This window comes from Paenactinomyces guangxiensis (assembly GCF_016055185.1).
Classification (GTDB): Bacteria; Bacillota; Bacilli; order Thermoactinomycetales; family Thermoactinomycetaceae; genus Paenactinomyces; species Paenactinomyces guangxiensis.
In genome coordinates this window covers 17,139-35,826 of sequence record NZ_JAECVR010000002.1, presented here as the reverse complement: position 1 = coordinate 35,826, position 18,688 = coordinate 17,139, and the positions used below count along the sequence as shown (strand labels likewise).

Here is an 18,688-nt window from a genome sequence, read left to right as displayed (position 1 = left end):
AAGCAGTAAGTCTGGTCTAAGACGTGGCAACGAAATTCTCTTTTAACCGCGGGGCTCACAGGGTTAGCTTGGTAAACTTCTCTTCAATAGATGGGATTACCCAAGAATCTCCGCATTTTATGCGTGGGGAGTAGTCAATGATAGGCTTTGACAAACTGAAAAGTTTCTCCCCGCCTTTTTAGCACGATGCGGTCTGCCTCGGTTCCCGCCGCTTCGATCAATCGCTTTATCGGTTCATCCACGGGCTCATAGGAAAGAACAAATGTATTCCAGTGGATGGGAACCAGCCATTTCGCGCCTGTGTCGACAAACATCTGCCAGGCCTCTTCTGGTGTACAATGCGCCCAGCGGTACGGCTGGTACGCTCCAATCGGCATAAAGGCCAGATCAATTTCCCCGGCTTCTCTCAACTTACTAAACTCCGGTGTATAAGCGGTATCACCGGGATAAAACAGGCGGGAATCCTTTTTTTCAATCAAATAGCCGGTATATCCATAATTTGTATTCCATGGAAAACGATTGCCCCAGTGCTTCACAGGTACAGCGGTGATGGTGATCCCCGCTTCAAGCTGAATGCTTTTTTCCCCGCTTAACTCCGTCACTTTTCCAAAAGGGAGCCGTTTCAGTAAATGAGAGGTCCCTGTGGGAGTTACCACCTGTGTGTCGGGATGTGCTAATCTCTTTAAGGAAGGGATATCAAAATGGTCGAAATGGGCATGTGACAGCAAAATCAGATCAACCCTGCCCACATCGTCCAACGAGAGCGCCGGAGGGATATGCCGTTTGGGGCCGATTTGCCAATTCTCTCCGAACAAATGGACTCCTACCCGTTTTCCCAATACGGGATCCGTCATGATTTTGGTTCCGTACAAGTTGATGAAAACAGTTGAATGGCCCACCCAGCCCACCGTCACTTCATCCTCTTTCCAATCAGCAGGCTTTAACAATTTGACAGATTCTTGATCCCCCGGCTTCGGAAGCCGTTTCGACCTGAACAACACAAAAGATATGGGAATCACCACAAGGATGACAACAAGAACACAAAGTGCGGTCAGCATGATATTCATCACCCAGCTCCTTAAACGATCATCGGGAATTACACAGGTTCAACTTGATTAACAAAGTACCGGCGATATTTCAGCTCAGCAAAATTCTTGAGTTGATAGATTTACAGAAATCTATTTAGTATAAAAAAAGGATAGCATTTTTCCGTTTACCAGGCATCCCGATCATTCCGGACTGGTGGACATGAAGTCACCATACCTCCGGGTCAGTGTAATTTTGTCACATTATGTGCGCAAATAAACCGGCTCCTTTTATGCGAAGGAACCGGTTTATCTGTACCTTACAATCTATCAGTTATCAGCTTTTCCTTTTGGTGAAGGCAGATGCTTTGATCTTGCTCGGTCTTCCCCATTTCCCTGTCATCTCCGGGTTGTGTCACCAGTTATGGACATCTCTTTAACTACTTCTTCCAGAGCTTGCGCAAAAATCTGTCTTTCCTCCGGTGTCCCCACAGTCACTCTTAAACAGCGGCTGAGCGGGAACACCTGCGGGGTACGAATAAAGACACCTTTTTCAAACAATGCTTCACGAATCGCGACTGCTTTCTCTTCAGATCCCACATCAATGGCGACAAAATTGGTATAGGAAGGCAAAGATGAAAATCCGAGTTTCTGCGCCAATTCCTGATACTCTTTTTTCCCTTCTTCGACGTCCCGGACCACTTGCCGCACAAAGTCCGGGTCTTTAAGCGAAGCAACGGCCCCTGCTTGTGCCACGCGGTTCACTCCAAAGTGGTTGCGGATCTTGTCAATCGCTTGAACCGTTTCTTTCGCTGCAAGTACGTACCCAACTCTTGCTCCGGCCATACCGTAAACTTTAGAAAATGTTCTGGTGCGGATGACCCTTGGGTTTTGGGGATTGAGCGGCAACACCTCATGGGCTGGCGCAAATTCGATGTAAGCCTCATCCAACAACAGCAGGCAATCTTCAGGAAGCTTTTCCAGAAATCCATGCAAAGCCCCGGCGGAGTGAAAGGTGCCGGTGGGGTTATCGGGATTGGCCAGATAAACCATTTTGGCATCCGCTTCCCTTGCCTTGTCAGCCAGGGCATCCAGATCATTCATATAATCGCGATAGGGAACGGTCACCAGTTTCGCCCCAAAACCGGACACATGATAGTTAAAAGTAGGATAAGCCCCCAGCGAAGTGACAACCACTTCTCCCGGCTCCAGAAAAGCACGTACAACGAGCCCCAGACATTCGTCAATGCCGCTTCCTGCCGAAATCTCATCCATCCGGACTCCATGAACCCGGGATAATTCTTTTCTCAAATCATAGCATTCTGAATCACCATACCAATGAATCGTTTGCAGAGCTTCTTCCATCGCCTTTTTTGCAAGCGGAGATACGCCAAATGAACTTTCATTGGCACCAATGCGAGTGTGAATCTTTTTTCCGCTCTGCCGTTCCAGAGCCTCCACCGGAATAAAAGGGACAGTGGCAGGCAACTCACGCACAATGGAAGTAAAGGGAAGATTCATGGCTTTTTGTGTTCTTATTTTCACGGGAATTCCCCCTTCCCTGATCTTCTGTCTGCAGATACAGTTATAATAGGTATAGCCTATCAAACTACAGAGAAAAAATCATTCTCTTCCTTTATTTTTCATAAAAGAGAGTGAGTTCAGAGAAAGGAACATTCCAAATAAAAAGAAGGAGGGAGAAAAGGCGCGTTCCTCCCCGACCTGTAGAAGATCGGGGTCTCCTGCGCCAATTAAAGATGAATCTTTATTTCCTGGGCACCGGAGCCGGTATACCTTCCCGCATGAGAAATGTTTCTTCATTTGCACTGACCCTCCCTGAATATGAAGGGCAGACCTGGCTGTTCGATTGCGGCGAAGCGACTCAGCACCAAATTTTATCTTCCCCCGTCAAATTAAGCAAAGTGAGCCGGATTTTCATCACCCATTTACACGGCGACCATATTTTCGGCCTGCCGGGTGTACTGGGCAGCCGTTCTTTTCAGGGAGCGGAAAGCCCGCTTACTTTATACGGTCCCTCAGGACTGCGCGCCTTTGTGGATACTGCTTTAAAAACGAGCCAAACCTATCTGCGCTATCCTCTGGAAATCATTGAAGTAGAGCACGGTTATCAGTTTGATGACGAACACTTTCGTTTCACAGCCGGGTTACTGGATCACGGGGTCCCTTCGTTTGGATACCGGATTGAGGAAAAAGAGCAACCAGGCAGGCTGAATGTGAATCGCTTAAAAGAGATGGATATTCCTCCGGGACCTGTTTACCGGCGCTTAAAACAAGGAGAAACGGTGAAACTTCCCGATGGCAGAGTGATTCATGGACGTGATTTCCTGGCCCCGGCCAAAAAAGGGAGAAAACTGGCCATTCTGGGAGACACCCGACTGACAACCACTTGCTTTGAACTGGCAAAACAGGCTGATTTGCTCGTTCATGAGTCTACCTACCGCGCAGGTCAGGAAGACATGGCACAAGCCTTTTTTCATTCCACCTCCGCCCAGGCAGCCCGGGTGGCGAGAGAATCACAGGTAAAAACGCTGATCCTCAATCACATCAGCTCCCGTTTTTTGCCTGAAGAATGCGAAGAAATACTGGCAGAAACAAGAGAAATTTTCCCTGATACATATTTGGCCCATGACTTTTGGAGCTACCAATTGGCCCGTTCCTGATCTTTGACTGATAACAAAAATCAAGCCTGCAGCATCACCCCCGGCTTGATTTTTTTAAAACATGCATAAATATTGCAATTATACGGTGAAAAACAAACTACATAAATATAAAAATGATTCCGTCTATTTGGTAAAATAGTCTTATAAATAAAGAATTGGAGGATTGGAAATGCGAAAAGTGAATCGTTGGCGTCTGCCGCTCACCCTGGTATTGATTCCGAGTCTTCTCACCCCTGTTCAAGTCTGGGCAGATGGAACAAAGGCTGCACCCGGCCACACCATCGAGAAGAAGGAGGAAAAAGCAACCATGAAGGGCTTGCACTCCGGTCATGAACTAAAAACTCCTCCATCTTCATGGGACCGCCCGCTTCCGTCAAGTCCGATTCTCCATCCGGGTACCCCCCGTTCTGCGGGGATGGATCGAGGCCCGTTGAAAGCGATTGACCCTTTTATAGAGGAATCGATTCAAAATAAGATGATGCCAGGTGCCGTCGTGTTTATCGCTCGCCGTGGAGCCATTGTGAAACACCAGGCATATGGTTATTCCGCCCGGTATCAGGATGACGAATTTACCCCGATGGACAAACCCGTTCCCATGAAGAAAGATACAATCTTTGACCTGGCTTCGATCAGCAAAATCTTTACCTCTACAGCAGCGATGAAACTATATGAACAGGGAAAATTTCAGCTGGATGATCCTGTTGCCAAATACATACCTGAATTTGCCCAAAACGGCAAAGAGAAGGTAACGATTCGCCAGTTGATGACCCATACTTCCGGCTTTACCTCCTGGATTCCCCTGTATACGATGGGCAGCAATCGCGAAGACCGCCTGCAAACGGTATTGACTTACCCCCTGAAATATCATCCGGGCACCACTTACGAATATAGCGACTTAAATATGATTACCCTCGGTGTTCTTGTGGAAAGGCTATCCGGAAAACGGCTTGACGCCTTTGTAAAAGAAAATATTACGGACCCGTTAGGAATGAAAGATACCATGTACAATCCCCCCGCATACTTAAAAAAGCGCATAGCCGCGACAGAGTACCAGCCCTGGACAAACCGGGGAATGGTGTGGGGACAAGTACATGATGAAAACGCCGCCTCATTGGATGGAGTGGCCGGACATGCCGGAGTTTTTTCGACCGCCCATGATTTGGGGATCTTTGCTCATATGATGCTTATGAAAGGAAAATACGGAGCCACCCGCATTTTAAAACCGGAAACGGTGGAACTGATGGAACGAAACCAAAACCAGGCCTTCCCCGGAGATGATCACGGACTGGGGTGGGAGCTGAATCAAGGCTGGTATATGGACGCCCTTGCAAGCCCGAACGCGATGGGCCATACCGGATATACAGGAACATCCATCGTGATCAACCGTGATCAGGCCAGCATTACCATCACATTGACCAACCGGGTTCATCCGACTCGCAATACGGTTTCCACCAATCCGGTGCGCAGACAAGTGGCGAGATTGACCGCAGATGCAATCCCCGTGGCGATTCCCGGACACGGGCCAGCCTGGTTCTCAGGATACGGAGATCATTTGGACCGGAGTTTAACCGCACTACTGCCCATGCAAACGGAAAACCTGACACTCACATTTGATACATGGTATCGTGTTGAAGCTGAGGTGGACTATGGAGTGGTCGAAGGATCGGCCGATGGGGTAAACTGGTCAGCCATCAGTCCGAGATTAACCGGAAATAGCAACAAATGGTCCCGGCAAACATTCACCCTCCCCTCCGAAATGAGATACCTCCGCTTCCGTTACCATACGGATGCAACCGTCAACGGCAGAGGCTGGTATATTAAAGACCCGACAGTTAAAACGGAAAACGGGGAGACTCTCCCGCTGTCCTGGTCCGGTGAAGGATGGGAAAAGAGAAGGTAAATGAAAAACTGCGGCAAATGACAATCAAACATTTGCCGCAGTTTTTACTGTTTAATTAATTTGTCCCGTCCAATATCTCAACAAAACCTTTTGTGCCGTCAACACGGACATACTGGCCATCTTTTAATCGTTTCGTTGCATTCTCCACACCGACAACAGCAGGAATTCCATACTCTCTTGCCACAACAGAGCCATGGGTCATCATTCCCCCTATTTCCGTTACCAGCGCTTTCGCTGAATAGAATAAAGGAGTCCAGCCAGGATCGGTATAGGGCGCAACCAATATATCACCTTTGTTCAATGATCCTTCTTCCAATCTGCGAACAACTTTGACATACCCTTCTGTAACACCCGCAGATACAGGGATACCGACCAAAGCACCCGCAGGGGCTTCGCCGTTGTTTCTTTCTGCTGTAAATATTTCTCCATCGCTTGTCATCACACGAGGAGGGGTGAGCTTCCGGTAATGTGATTCCAACATCTTCCGGGAGCGAACCAATTCCTTGACATCCTCCTTGAAGCGGTTGTCAAGCAATGCGGCCAGCTCATCCAGCGTCAGATAGAAGACGTCTTCTTTATTTTCGATCACTCTCTGTTGAAAAAGAAGGTTTGCCTCTTCTAAAATTGCTTCCCGGAAAATATCAAAATAACGGATGATGATATATTTAGGCAACTCTCGTATTCCCACCGTATTTCGGTACAGAGTGAGAAGCCGGGAGCATTTTTTGGCTTTGCTGGCCCCGCCGCGTATTGTTTTGACTTTCTCCAACAAGGCCTGGATCGCCTTATTCGCTTCCTGCTCCCCTTGTTTAAATTTTTCCCGGTGCTCATTTGGCGCATTGCTTCTCAGGTGGCTGAGAAGGGATGGGACAAGCATGGTTGGCGCTTCTTTCCAGCGAACTCTTGTTATATCAATTTCACCCGGGGCCCGCATGCCATACTTTTCCATGAACCGGTCCAGTTCAGCCTTGAATACATCCCCGCCGTTCACCTGTTTTAACCCTTCATAAAATGTGCTGTCTTCCGCATGCTGCAAATATTCCGCCACATCAGGATATTTTCTTGCTGTATCTGCCAAATCTCCGATCATCAGGCCCATTTCACTTGTCACATTACCGGGTGGGGATTTGTGAATGGATGCACTCAATTCTTCATCCAGCCATTTTTTTACCTTTCGTTCAATGATCGGCAGTGTAATGCCGCCTGCAAGAGTATATGCCAATGAATCCAATGTTGCGAATAACAGTTGACGCTCTGCAATTTCCTGTATCAGCCTGACCCGTTTCCCTCCGGAGCTCTGAAAAACCGTTTGCCGGCAGCGGTCTAACTCCTGTTCAAATGAGGAATATGCCCGCTCTATGGCCAGGTGTGGATCTTCAAAGTACATGATTTTGAGCAATCGGGGAATCAATTTGCCAAATAACCCCACAAGAGGTTTCAATGCGCGGAATATCTCTCTCCTATAGCCTCGTTTGGGTGCTCTTTTTTGAAATTCTTCGCTTGATACCGCCTTTTTCAAAGCCAGCAGATCATCATCCGCCATTGTACTCTCACGAAGCTTTCGCCGGATGAATTTGCTGTACATAAAGGCGGAATAATCCACGAACACTCTGCCGCCCGCCTCAACGATCATCTGTTTGTCAAAGGGAACCAGGGCTTTCCAGACTGATATTCCAAGCGGTTTCATATAGTCTGTCATCATTTGTTTGTGGCCGAAAGAATAATATACCCGAATCCGGCGACCGTTTGCATCCGGAACCGGGTAGAGGGAAGTGATGGGACGGCTTTGTACGATATAAATGCGGTCACCTTCCAGACACCATTCAATATCTTGTTCCGAACTATAATGCTTCTCTATTCTGCGGCCAAGCTCTGCCAGCTCCATGATTTTCTGATCAGGCAGAGCTTGTTTCGTTTGAAGTTCAGGCGAAATCTCCCTGATTTCCGTTCCACCCTGAGGAATAGAGAAAATCCCTTTTTCCTTCTTCGCGATTTGCTTCCGGATAATCTGATTATCCCGCACCTTATATAGATCAGCAGTCACAATCCCGGAAACGAGGGCCTCACCCAGTCCAAACCCGGCATCAATGGAAACCGTGCGCCGGTGTCCTGTGACCGGGTCCGCTGTAAACATAATTCCGGACACATCCGGAAACACCATCTGTTGCACCACAACTGCCAAAAAAACGGAGCGATGATCAAACCCGTGATTGGCACGATAAACAATCGCCCGGTCTGTAAACAAGGATGCCCAGCATTTTTTAACAGCTTCAATCAGTTGATCAGGTCCTTTCACATTCAGGCAGGTTTCCTGCTGGCCTGCAAATGAAGCTGTTGGCAAATCTTCAGCTGTCGCACTGGAGCGGACAGCATAAGCATGATCTTTCCCTGATTCCGTCCAAGCATCAAAGATTGATGTTTTTATTTGTTCAGCCGGCTCAAGTGTAAGTAAATGTTCACGAATTTTCTGTCCCAATGAACTAATTTCATCAAGTTGATCCGGTTTTAACTGATTCAGCAAATTTAACCATTTTTCCATTTCACTGCTTGCTTTGATAAAATGGCGGTAAGCTGATGTAGTGATACAAAATCCCGGAGGAACAGGAAAGCCTGCCTTATACATCTCCCCCAGGTTTGCTCCTTTTCCGCCAACAGCCGGAAAAGTATGGCGATCAATCTCACCAAAATGCAAAACGTATTTCATAACATTTCACTTCCCCTTTAAAACAGCATGAAGTTTGAGATAACCCCATTCACAAATTGCTGCTTGGAGAATTTTGTGAAAGTGTGTGTCAGTGCGAGGGTATACAGAATTCTGCAAACCCCATTGACTGCATGGTCAATACCTTTGCCATATATTATAAGCCTCATTGACCATTTGGTCAATAGATGTACAGTTTATTAGAGTAAGTGCCCAAAGTCACAAAAACAGCAAAAAATATAAAAATGAGAGCAAAGTCCTTCACTTTCTTTTTTATCGTTAAGACTTTTGCTCTTTTTCATCGTTATATAAAGATAAAAAGGAGGGGAAGCGAAAAATGCAACCTGTCATGGACGAACAAAGACTTATTGAGCAGGCAAAAAACGGAGATGTGGATGCTTATGCAGAGCTCTTGAAGCATTATAAATACAGGGTTTACTACCACCTCTACCATATGATCGGAAACCGCCAGGATGCGGAAGACATAACACAAGAGACGTTTATCAAGGCTTTTCATCGTCTCCATACATACCAGCCAAGCCGCTCTTTTTCGGCCTGGCTTGTTAAAATCGCGACAAATACCTGTATTGATGAATTGCGAAAAAGAAACAAGATGAAAACGGCGGCATGGGAAGAATGTGTTTCCAACGGTGATACGCCTGAAGAAGCCATATTGAAAAAGGAACAGTTCAATCATTATGTACAAACTTTAAAAAAATTGCCCGCCAGGCACCGGTCTATTTTGTATCTGCGGGTGATCGAGAACTTTAGTTATGCGCAAATCGCCGAAGCACTGGGGCTGACCCATTCAAAGGTACGGAATTTGTTATATCAGTCAAGGATAAAATTGCGCACATGGTGGAAGGAGGATGAACTGAATGAAAAATTGTCCTAGTGAAGAGCGTTGGCTTGCGCTGATGGACCAGGAAACGGAACAGGAAGAAAAAAGTATGCTCCGCTCCCATCTCATCACCTGCCCCAACTGTCAACAGATTTTGAGCAACTTTGAAGAGGAGAATGAATGGGTTCGCATCGCATTTACACAGATGGAAATTCCACCGCTGGGTGAAGCGTTTGAACAAACGACATTGACACGGCTGCGGCAAGAACTGGCGGCGACCAGGAGCAATCGGCGGAAACGCTCCTGGTGGATGATCTCCGGGCTGGCGGCTGCACTCATCCTGGGTTTGACGGTTACCTACTCCGTATCGCCGGCATTTGCCAACTTTGTGCAGACAAATCTGTTATCCTTCTTTTCCAGTAAAGAGGCGGACCGAGGGTTTAAAGAAGCTTCAAAAAACGGGTTTTTACAGCAGGTCAATAAAACGGTTACGGACAAAGGAATTCAACTTACCGTATACGAGGTGATGGCTGATCCAAATCGAATGACAATCACATACGGCATCAAGCGTGCAAAAGATCAGGCCTCACTTGATTATGATTTCAGCATCCATAAAGAGAACAAGATTTATGTGACCGACGAGAAAGGGGCTGTGATCGCACGCACACATGTGCCGGTCTTTCATGTGGAATCCAAGGATCGAAAAGATATCCGCGGCGTTGTCGCCTTTTCCAAATTGCCGGAGCCGGTTCCAAATAAGGTAACTGTTCATTTTGAGTTTAACAAGCTGGGAAGCAAAGCGTCTGAACGGTCTATTCCCGTGACCATTGATCAAACAGCAGGACATTGGCAGCTCAGCTTTGAAGTGGACTTTACCAAAGCGAAGGCCATGATGCGAACACATAAACCAAAGCAGGGGATTGTACGCAGTCCAAACGGGGACGTGCAAATGAAACTGGACTCGATCAACACTTATCCCAGCAAAACAGAAATCCATTACACCTCTGTGCTTTCACAGGATATGCAACAGAAGCTGCAGCAGGGCCCGAAGGAAAATCCGGACAGTTTCTTTCCCTCGGATATTACGTACCAGCAACAAATACTGTTTAACATACGATGGTACTATCAACTGAAGGATCGCCAGGGAAACCTGATTGTAAATATGGCACCCAGAATGCCTGTATCAGGGGCTCAGAAAATCGGGGGCAAAGCGCGTTATCAGGAAATTGGCGGCGGGTATCAAAAGGATGGGCATGTAAAAAATGAATTTTCTCCATTTCAAGAGGTAAATCATTTGACCTTGTCCACATTTGGGTATACCTTGCCTCAGTATGTCAAACAAAAAGTGACCATTGATCCGAAACAACTGGCGAAGAAGCCGGTTGTGCTGAAAGTGGCAGGGAATGAGTATACTTTCCGATGGGTTGAAAAACCGGTTGGACATGTGGAGATTGACTATAAGTTGTCTAAGGACACAATGTATGACTTCGGAGTGTGGGCGGTTCATGATCGTGGCCAAGTGTATTCAATACACGGCATGGGAAGCTTTAAAGAAAGACAAGAACAAAATGGTTTTATGGCGGGGACCAAGACCGATTTTAACACGTTAATTAAAACAGGCAAAGAGATGCCAGAGAATAAACCTTTACTTAAGAATTTGGATCATCCGGTAGAAGTAGAATTGGTGATGCTGAACAAGTTTCACCCGGTAAAGAAAGAATTACCTCTCGTGTTTAAATAAAAACGGGAAATGGAATGAAGAAAAGCTGCTGATCACTGTTTTTCAGACAGGTCAGCAGCTTTTTGTCGTTGCTGTTATCTAATAATTCCCCGGGAATCAGTTGGTTATGGATGTTTTTTGTATCTCAGTTGCTGTTTCTGCCGAGACCCGATAAAAGATCGCCAGCAAAACAAAGGAAGCAAGTGCGATGGAAAGAAAATAGAACAACGCGTTTCCACCGATCCACTGGATCAACACCCCGCCTACATAGGGCCCCAGAATACTTCCGACACTAAAGTGTACAGACGCCACAGCATTTGCGGCAGGCAGATAGCGGGCAGGCAAGAGATCAGTGAGATACGCCAGTCCGAGAGAGAAGAGCGATCCGACCACACCCCCGACCAGCAGAAAAGCGATGAAAAGCAAAAGGACGTTCGAGACCAGCAGCGGCATAACCGCCATTCCCACCGAGCCCAAAAAGCAGGCAATGATAAGTATATTTTTTCGCCCGATCTTATCCCCCAGAATCCCCAGAGGAACCTGGAAAGCGAGACTTCCCCACACAAACGCCGAAATCAGTACCGAGATCCATGCCTTAGAAATTCCCTCCCGCAAACCGTAGACGGGAAAATTTCCCGCCAGAGCCGTTTCCAAAAGCCCGTACAGAATGGGAGGACACAGGGCGATCAGTGCGATCCGGTAAATTTTCCAAAGCTTTACTGACTCCTTGCGCTTTTCTTCCGTCCCGTCCAAATCCGGTCTCCCGGAATCGAGCAGGCGCGTAAAATAAAGAGTAATGCCGAGAACCACGGCCAGAACCATAAAAGGAACGATAAAACCAAGTTCTAATAAATTCATGCCAAGAGGACCGATCCCAAAACCGAGCCCATAGCAAAAACCGTACTGTGAAATGCGTTTCCCCCGCTCGTCTAAAGGTGCTGTTGCGGTAATCCATAACTGGGTTGCATAATGCAACAAACTATCCCCAACCCCGACCCAAAACCTCAATAAACTCCAGATCCATATCCCCGTAAACATCGGAAACAAGATGACAGCCGCTGTTGTAATCAACAAACCGATTATGATTGACCTCTTATATCCAATACGCTTCACCACTGGTGCGCAGATCGGGGACATCACCAAAATCCCCGCATACAGGGCTGCTGCACTTAATCCGTTACTGCTTGAACTGACCCCCTGTTCCTCAAGGAGAGTGGTTAACAGAGGAATTAAAAGTCCCTGTGACATACCTGTTACGCTCACAATAAGCACCAGTATGCGAAACCGCCGAATTGACCATGTATTCACCATCTGAGCCGCCACCTATTCATACAAAAATAAATCCAGAGAGATTATAGACCCGTTTAGAAATATTAGCAATACGAAATAATAAACTTACATCAATGATTTATAAAAAAGATTATCAAATACACATAAAATAATTAAATAAACGGATTTTAGTCCTTTTCAGGCTTTCCTGACTTTTTCTTTAGGGGTACATTCACTTCTAAAACAGGCGGGGGTCCATCCATTATCAAAATACCAAAGCCTTTTCAAACCGGGTATAATAAAATTATTGCAATTCTTTTTGATCATTGAGGTGATCCGCTGTGTATCATATGACGGTTTATGATGAAAACGGGACCGTATTGTTCGATGAGCCGATTTCAGCACAAACGGATGAAGAAGCCAAAAAAATCGGATATGCCTGGCTGGCCGAAAAAGGCCATGAAACGAAGCCGCACCGTATTTTCCATACCACCGGACGCTTAGTCTCCTTCAAGCCGCATCAATTCAATCCCAAAACCGGGAAGGCTGCTTTATAAATCGGGGGCTCCCTATAAAAAAAACCTGAGAATCATCTCACATGTTCTCAGGTTTTTTTCTGTGAAAGTGTCAATGAATAACCGGGCGGAGAAATCTTATTTGCGGCAAGCGGATGAAGATTTTCTGTGATTATCTCAATAAACGCAAGCCATTTAATATAACTAAAATGGTACTTCCTTCGTGTCCAACCACCCCGAACGGCAAAGAAACCATTTGCGAAAAGTTGGCGATGATGAGCAGCAGGATCACAGAAAGGGCAAAACAGATATTCTGCTTCACAACTGCGCCCATCCGTTTGCCCAATTGGATGGAATGAGGGATTTTGTCCAGATCATCATTCATCAAAACCACATCAGCTGTTTCCAACGCTACATCACTGCCCGCTCCCCCCATGGCAATGCCGATCTCGGCTGTCGCTAAAGCGGGGGCATCATTGACTCCGTCGCCAATCATGGCCACTTTGCCTTTCGTCTGTCCCAATTGTTCGATTACCTTGACTTTATCTTCCGGAAGAAGCTGACTGTAAACCAGTTCAATCCCCGCCTCTCTGGCAATCGCTTCTGCGGTCATGCACTGATCTCCGGTCAGCATTGCCACTTGAATCCCCATCTTTCTTAGTTGCAGAACGGTCCGCCTTGCTTCAGGGCGAATCGTATCCCGCAAGGCGATCAATCCGACGATCGCTCCTGCTTTTTCCACCAATACAACCGTTTTACCCTCTTGCTCCCTTTTTTTAATTTCAGACTGAATTAGATGGTTATCCAGTCCTTTGAACAGGCCGGGTTTGCCTATTTTCCATCGTTCCCCGCCGTAGGTTGCCTCAACTCCCCAGCCCGTGATCGCTTGCAGTTGCGAGGGGTGATAAAGGGAAAGATTTAACTGCTTTGCCTGTTGAACAATCGCCCTTGCAATGGGGTGTTCGGAAAACGTTTCAATTGATCCGGCTGCCTGGAGCAACTTTTTTTCACTGAAACCACCAAAAGTTATCCAGTCGGTTACCTGCGGTCGTCCTTCAGTGAGTGTACCTGTTTTATCAAAAGCAACCACTTGAATCCCGGCCAATGCTTCCAGTTGGACTCCGCTTTTAAAAAGAATTCCTTTCCGTGCCCCGTTGGAGATCGCTGATAAAATAACAGGCATGGTTGAGGCGACCAGGGCACAGGGGGAGGCAACCACCAGAAAGACCATGGCCCGGTACAGAGACTCCTGCCAGCTCCAGCCAAGGAAAAAATGAGGCAGAACCATGATCAGCAGGGTGAGTCCGAGAATCCATTTGGCATAGCTTTTTTCCAGCCGCTCAATCCGTTGTTGTGTTTTGGGAACCTTGGTTCGGGCCGCTTCAATCATTTGAATGATTTTGGAAAATAAACTGTTTTCCCCTGCCCGCGTCACCTCGACAATCAATGACCCCGACCCGTTCATCGTCCCTGCATATACCTCATCACCCGGAGACTTATCTGCCGGAAGCGGTTCACCTGTGATCGTTGCCTGATCAACAGAAGAAATCCCTTCTGTCACGAACCCGTCGGCCGGAATCCGCTCCCCAGGTTTGACAATCACCAGATTCCCCGCTTGCAGTTCACTGATCGCCACCAGCCTTTCCTCACCTGTTTCACTGTAAAGACGCGCTGTTTCCGGCTTCATCTCCATCAAAGAGGACAGATCCCGTTCGCTTTTCGCCAGCGTATAAGATTCCAGGGCACCGCTCAGTGAAAAGATAAAGATTAACATTCCGCCTTCCATCCAATATCCGATCCCCGCCGCTCCGATTGCTGCCAGAAACATGAGCAGATTGACATCCAATTCTTTCTCTTTCAGCAAAGTGGTGATCCCTTCTTTGGCCTTCACATATCCACCGCTTACATATGCGATCAGGAAAAGAGGAACTGCAACCGCAGGAAAGCGCTCCTCCATCACCCAGGCCGTAAAAACCAGCACCCCGCAAAGCAGAGCAGCAGCCATTTCACCGTGGCGCTGTAAAAATGGAATGAGATTCAACCGTTTCCCCTTCGGATCTGCCGGCGTTTTCTGTTTCCTTTCAGCGCCCGTTTCCTTCCATAAGCTTATGGATGTATTCATATTCCTCTCACCGCCATTTTTCAATTGATAATAATGATCATTTTTAATCCTCTAAAAACGGTTCAAGCGACCCCCGCAGGAGCCGCACAATGATTATTGATAATGATTTTTATTTTTGTTTCATGCCAACTATGTTTATTAGAGGAAACATATTTATAATAATTATAATCTAAAAATGATTATTGTCTACACCTTTGTACAAAAAAAGAAGCGGATTTTTTTCCGCTTCTGACAGGAAATTTTTGATTCCGTTTTCGGAGTGAGTATTTATGATCCCAGCTGTTTTTTAAGCTCCTCCACATCAGTGATCGGAGCCCGGCACGCGTAGTTTTCACACAGATATACGGTTGCTTTCGGCTCTCTGGCACCCGTTTTTCCATCCACATCGGGAATCCAGTATTTCATCGTGTTGACATCATCCCCCTGCGGATACATGGCAATCACGGCATCCGGCAGATAGGCCCGCTGCACCAGGCGAATCATCTCTTTGGTCTGGACATCGTTCGGCTCTCCGGCAATCACAATCTCTTTGGTCGGCCCCAGGGCAAATTGCACCGCCATCAGGAAAAACGAATGTGAAATGGGTGAAGAAGCCACCGATTGGGCGAAAGCTTTTAACTGTTTGTCCGCTTCTTTTATAAACAGATCATCCGTGGTCAGCTTTGCCAGCCGAATCAGATTATACGCCGCTACCGAGTTTCCCGAAGGAGTAGCGCCATCGTAAATCTCTTTCGGGCGGGCAAACAACTCCTCTCCATCCTTGCCATAGAAGTAAAACCCGCTTCCTTCCGGGTCACCAAACAATTCAAGCATCTCTTTGGACATATCAATCGCCTGTTCCAGGTACTCCTTTCGGAACGTTGCCTCATACAGTTCCATTAACCCCCAGGCAAGAAAAGCATAATCATCCAAGTAGGCGAGATAAGCCGACTCTCCATCCCGGTAACGCGCCAGCAGACGCCCATCCTCACGCCGCAATTTCTCATTGATAAACTGAACCGCTTCTGCCGCCGCTTCCCCGTATCCCGTTTCACCCAGCACCCTGAATCCGTGGGCAAACGCCGCAATCATCAATCCGTTCCATGAAGTGAGCACCTTATCGTCCTTTCCGGGATGAACCCGTTTCTCCCTGGCGGACAACAATTTTTTTCTCGATTCCTCCAGCCTTTTCTGGAGATCATCCATTGTCATCTTTCGTTCTTTCACAATCTCTTCAAGTGAAACATGAATCTGGTTTAAGATGCTGGTGTGATCTTCAAAGTTCCCTTCAGGGGTCACATTGTAACAGGCACAAAACAGCTCTCCCTCTTCCTCGCCCAAAACCTCCTTAATCTGCTCCGGCGTCCAGACGTAAAACTTTCCCTCAACCCCTTCCGAATCCGCATCCTCTGCCGAAAAGAAGCCGCCTTCGCGGGAAGTCATATCCCTCAGCACATAAGTAAAGATCTCCCGTGCAACTTCTGCATAAACCTCGTTTTTCGTCGCCTGATATGCCTCCAGATAAGCCATCGCCAGCAGCGCGTTATCATAGAGCATCTTCTCAAAATGAGGAACCAGCCACTCCCGGTCCACCGAGTAACGGGCAAACCCGTACCCCAGATGGTCATAGATCCCCCCGTTCCGCATCGCATCCAGCGTGTGCGTCACCATATGCAGCGCTTCCTCTTCCCCCGTTTGCTTCCAGTAGCGCAGCAGGAAAAACAGATCATGCGGCCGCGGAAACTTCGGCGCATCCCCAAACCCGCCGTATACATCGTCAAACTGCCTTGCAAACTGCTCAAACGCGTGGTCTAACACACCGGCCTGCAGTTCCCCCTCGCCCACCGGATTCAGATAACCCCGAACCGCTTTAATCACCCGGTTGCTCACATCATCCGCCTTACTCCGCTCCGTTTTCCACAACTCCGTGATTCTGCCCAACAATTTCACCAAACCCGTCCGCCCGTAGCGATCCTCTTTCGGAATATATGTACCGGCAAAGAATGGCTTTTTATCCGGAGTCATAATAATGGTCAGCGGCCACCCGCCCTGCCCCGTCATCGCCTGGCAAACCGTCATATAAATATGGTCCACATCCGGTCGTTCCTCGCGGTCCACTTTGATGGAGATAAAATCTTTGTTTAAAATACCGGCTACCTCGCTGTCCGCGAATGATTCCCGGTGCATCACATGACACCAGTGGCAACTTGAATAACCAATCGACAAAAAAACGGGCTTATCTTCCTGTTTCGCTTTTTCAAAGGCTTCCTCTCCCCACGGAAACCAATCTGTCGGGTCATAGGCGTGTTGCAGAAGATAAGGGGATTTTTCATTGATCAACCGGTTTGAGTTTCTTCCATTTTCCAACACAAACCCCTCCAGCATGTTAATTTACCAGTCCACTGCAAAAAAGTTCATTTCTCATCTGGATAGTATTACCGTCTCGTTTCTAAACTATTTTGTCAATGATCATTTTGTACATTGTGATGATGTCAATTATCAAAAAAAGAAGACCCCGGATACGAAGCACCTAAATTAAGCAAACATATATCGACCGAAGGAAGTCTTGTTAACTTAACGGTTTTTATCCTATAGGCTTTCAAAAAATAAAATAGAAAAAGGCGACTTTTAACAAATCACTTTCTCATTAACTATAAGCGGCTGTTTGGTTGGTTTTTTTATATTCATTCAGTCATTAGTCAATGATCTTTATATTTCTGTTCCAAATATCTTACTGTTTTTCAAATATAATACCCGGAATCTAGTGTAATAAAATTCGGAATAGTGTTATAATTATATTGATTAAACATACTTGGAGGGTATTGAATGAATAGGAATGGATGGATATTCGTTCGTACTTGCCAGTTCAAACCGGGTTGCCCTGGCCCCGTCAAGGAGACCTCAAACGGTTTGGTCTATTGCGACACTTGTGGCGGAGAAGATTATTCAAATGTGAAAGAAAACAAATAAAATATTTTGAAGAGACCGCTTATTTGCGGTCTTTTTCGTTATAATATAAATATCCTTCTGTGTTGGGAGTGTTGCTGATTGGGAATGAACTCTTGGCAGAGTTTCTTAAAAGGGTTTAAACCTGCTTGTTATGAAAACTTAAATTTTCTGACAAGTGAAACACTAGCTAAACTTCATATGTATCCCTCAGTAGATGCAGAGACAGGGTTTAAAGTATTCTTCCAAACAGATGACCAAAAAAAACAGTTTTTGTGGAAAATACAACAAAATGCTCCTGGATCGATCAGATACGAACGAGTTCTTGGTGAAATCCTTGGTTTTCCACCAAAAGCAGTTGAATATTATACAGATCATTTAGAACGGCAGGAAAAAGATCCTGAAAAAGAGACTGTCCGGTTTCGCCAAGAAAAAGTAGGTATATCCTACTGCGGGGTTTCTTTTTCTAGCCATATTTCAACCCTTTATGAAAACGTGATTTGGTTATGGGAACGATATAAGCAACCCTTTCAAGCAAACATTAAAGCCACTGAATATCCGAGCGATGAATTACACATGTTCGGCGTTGATTATTTGGATTATGAAGGCTTACAGGAAGCAGATCAACAAGCAAAAGAAATATTAAATCAGGTGAGAAGTTATTATAGTTCAGCGTTGACACATACATAAATAAACCAAAACCCTTGTTCTCATAAAATGCGAGCACAAGGGTTTTTTGTTATAACCAACATGGTTTTAAAGCGACTTTTTTCCTTTCTCTTGCTACATGTTCGACGGATTGCTGTAAAGCATCAATAGAATTCACATAAGTTCGATGATTTTCGTGAAAACGGGAGTTCGGTTGGCGCAATAAGGTTCCGGCTCATAAATGCGGCTTTGGATATTCACCCAACATCTGCGTATATGTTGTTTTATCCATTCCAAACATTCCACCAAACCGAATCAAAAAAAGGAACTCCCAACAAAAT

The 18,688-nt window shown here is 46.4% G+C and carries 12 protein-coding genes; 6 read left to right on the top strand and 6 right to left on the bottom strand.

All coding sequences use genetic code 11. The annotated features are described in order from the left end of the window. Positions 1 to 134 precede the first annotated feature (134 nt). On the bottom strand, positions 135 to 1,067 hold the full coding sequence (locus I8U27_RS03445) for an MBL fold metallo-hydrolase (RefSeq protein ID WP_181750625.1): 933 nt from the start codon (positions 1,065 to 1,067) through the stop codon (positions 135 to 137). Between the two features lie 357 nt (positions 1,068 to 1,424). Then, positions 1,425 to 2,570, bottom strand: a complete 1,146-nt coding sequence (locus I8U27_RS03440) for an aminotransferase class I/II-fold pyridoxal phosphate-dependent enzyme (RefSeq protein WP_309506092.1) — start codon at positions 2,568 to 2,570, stop codon at positions 1,425 to 1,427. 212 nt (positions 2,571 to 2,782) lie between these two features. On the opposite strand from I8U27_RS03440, the gene rnz reads away from it, so the two are divergent. Both rnz and I8U27_RS03430 read left to right on the top strand, forming a co-directional pair. Beyond that, a complete protein-coding gene (gene rnz, locus I8U27_RS03435; RefSeq protein ID WP_181750804.1) occupies positions 2,783 to 3,706 on the top strand; it encodes a ribonuclease Z in 924 nt (307 codons plus the stop codon). 169 nt (positions 3,707 to 3,875) lie between these two features. Continuing rightward, the gene (locus I8U27_RS03430) at positions 3,876 to 5,606 is read left to right on the top strand and encodes a serine hydrolase domain-containing protein (RefSeq protein WP_181750624.1); all 1,731 of its coding nucleotides are present in this window, start codon (positions 3,876 to 3,878) and stop codon (positions 5,604 to 5,606) included. 55 nt (positions 5,607 to 5,661) lie between these two features. Here the strand turns inward: I8U27_RS03430 and I8U27_RS03425 are convergent, their stop codons facing one another. Next, on the bottom strand, positions 5,662 to 8,310 hold the full coding sequence (locus I8U27_RS03425) for a phosphoenolpyruvate synthase (protein WP_181750623.1): 2,649 nt from the start codon (positions 8,308 to 8,310) through the stop codon (positions 5,662 to 5,664). Between the two features lie 334 nt (positions 8,311 to 8,644). Between I8U27_RS03425 and I8U27_RS03420 the strand changes: the two genes are divergently transcribed. Together I8U27_RS03420 and I8U27_RS03415 are read left to right on the top strand one after the other, a co-directional pair. Next, on the top strand, positions 8,645 to 9,202 hold the full coding sequence (locus tag I8U27_RS03420; protein ID WP_181750622.1) for an RNA polymerase sigma factor: 558 nt from the start codon (positions 8,645 to 8,647) through the stop codon (positions 9,200 to 9,202). Beyond that, positions 9,186 to 10,889 carry a DUF4179 domain-containing protein gene (locus I8U27_RS03415; RefSeq protein WP_181750621.1) on the top strand — a complete coding sequence of 568 codons (1,704 nt, stop codon included), beginning with the start codon at positions 9,186 to 9,188 and terminating at the stop codon, positions 10,887 to 10,889. The genes I8U27_RS03420 and I8U27_RS03415 overlap by 17 nt, the downstream gene beginning before the upstream one ends. Positions 10,890 to 10,985: 96 nt before the next feature. Here the strand turns inward: I8U27_RS03415 and I8U27_RS03410 are convergent, their stop codons facing one another. Next, complete coding sequence (locus tag I8U27_RS03410; RefSeq protein WP_181750620.1) at positions 10,986 to 12,179, bottom strand: MFS transporter; 1,194 nt, start codon at positions 12,177 to 12,179, stop codon at positions 10,986 to 10,988. A gap of 308 nt (positions 12,180 to 12,487) precedes the next feature. Between I8U27_RS03410 and I8U27_RS03405 the strand changes: the two genes are divergently transcribed. Next, a complete protein-coding gene (locus I8U27_RS03405) occupies positions 12,488 to 12,694 on the top strand; it encodes a YhzD family protein (protein WP_232345240.1) in 207 nt (68 codons plus the stop codon). 130 nt (positions 12,695 to 12,824) lie between these two features. Here the strand turns inward: I8U27_RS03405 and I8U27_RS03400 are convergent, their stop codons facing one another. Beyond that, the gene (locus tag I8U27_RS03400) at positions 12,825 to 14,774 is read right to left on the bottom strand and encodes a heavy metal translocating P-type ATPase (protein WP_181750618.1); all 1,950 of its coding nucleotides are present in this window, start codon (positions 14,772 to 14,774) and stop codon (positions 12,825 to 12,827) included. Between the two features lie 267 nt (positions 14,775 to 15,041). After that, positions 15,042 to 17,120, bottom strand: coding sequence for a thioredoxin domain-containing protein (locus I8U27_RS03395; RefSeq protein WP_232345225.1), 2,079 nt, complete (start codon positions 17,118 to 17,120; stop codon positions 15,042 to 15,044). Between the two features lie 681 nt (positions 17,121 to 17,801). On the opposite strand from I8U27_RS03395, the gene I8U27_RS03390 reads away from it, so the two are divergent. Then, positions 17,802 to 18,389 carry a hypothetical protein gene (locus I8U27_RS03390; RefSeq protein WP_181750616.1) on the top strand — a complete coding sequence of 196 codons (588 nt, stop codon included), beginning with the start codon at positions 17,802 to 17,804 and terminating at the stop codon, positions 18,387 to 18,389. Positions 18,390 to 18,688: the final 299 nt, after the last annotated feature.

Excerpts from the sequence above, each read along its gene's own strand:
- I8U27_RS03445 (WP_181750625.1), bottom strand. The coding sequence starts at position 1,067 with ATGAATATCATGCTGACCGCACTTTGTGTTCTTGTTGTCATCCTTGTG.
- rnz (WP_181750804.1), top strand. The coding sequence starts at position 2,783 with ATGAATCTTTATTTCCTGGGCACCGGAGCCGGTATACCTTCCCGCATG.
- I8U27_RS03430 (WP_181750624.1), top strand. The coding sequence starts at position 3,876 with ATGCGAAAAGTGAATCGTTGGCGTCTGCCGCTCACCCTGGTATTGATT.
- I8U27_RS03425 (WP_181750623.1), bottom strand. The coding sequence starts at position 8,310 with ATGAAATACGTTTTGCATTTTGGTGAGATTGATCGCCATACTTTTCCG.
- I8U27_RS03420 (WP_181750622.1), top strand. The coding sequence starts at position 8,645 with ATGCAACCTGTCATGGACGAACAAAGACTTATTGAGCAGGCAAAAAAC.
- I8U27_RS03415 (WP_181750621.1), top strand. The coding sequence starts at position 9,186 with ATGAAAAATTGTCCTAGTGAAGAGCGTTGGCTTGCGCTGATGGACCAG.
- I8U27_RS03410 (WP_181750620.1), bottom strand. The coding sequence starts at position 12,179 with ATGGTGAATACATGGTCAATTCGGCGGTTTCGCATACTGGTGCTTATT.
- I8U27_RS03405 (WP_232345240.1), top strand. The coding sequence starts at position 12,488 with ATGACGGTTTATGATGAAAACGGGACCGTATTGTTCGATGAGCCGATT.
- I8U27_RS03400 (WP_181750618.1), bottom strand. The coding sequence starts at position 14,774 with ATGAATACATCCATAAGCTTATGGAAGGAAACGGGCGCTGAAAGGAAA.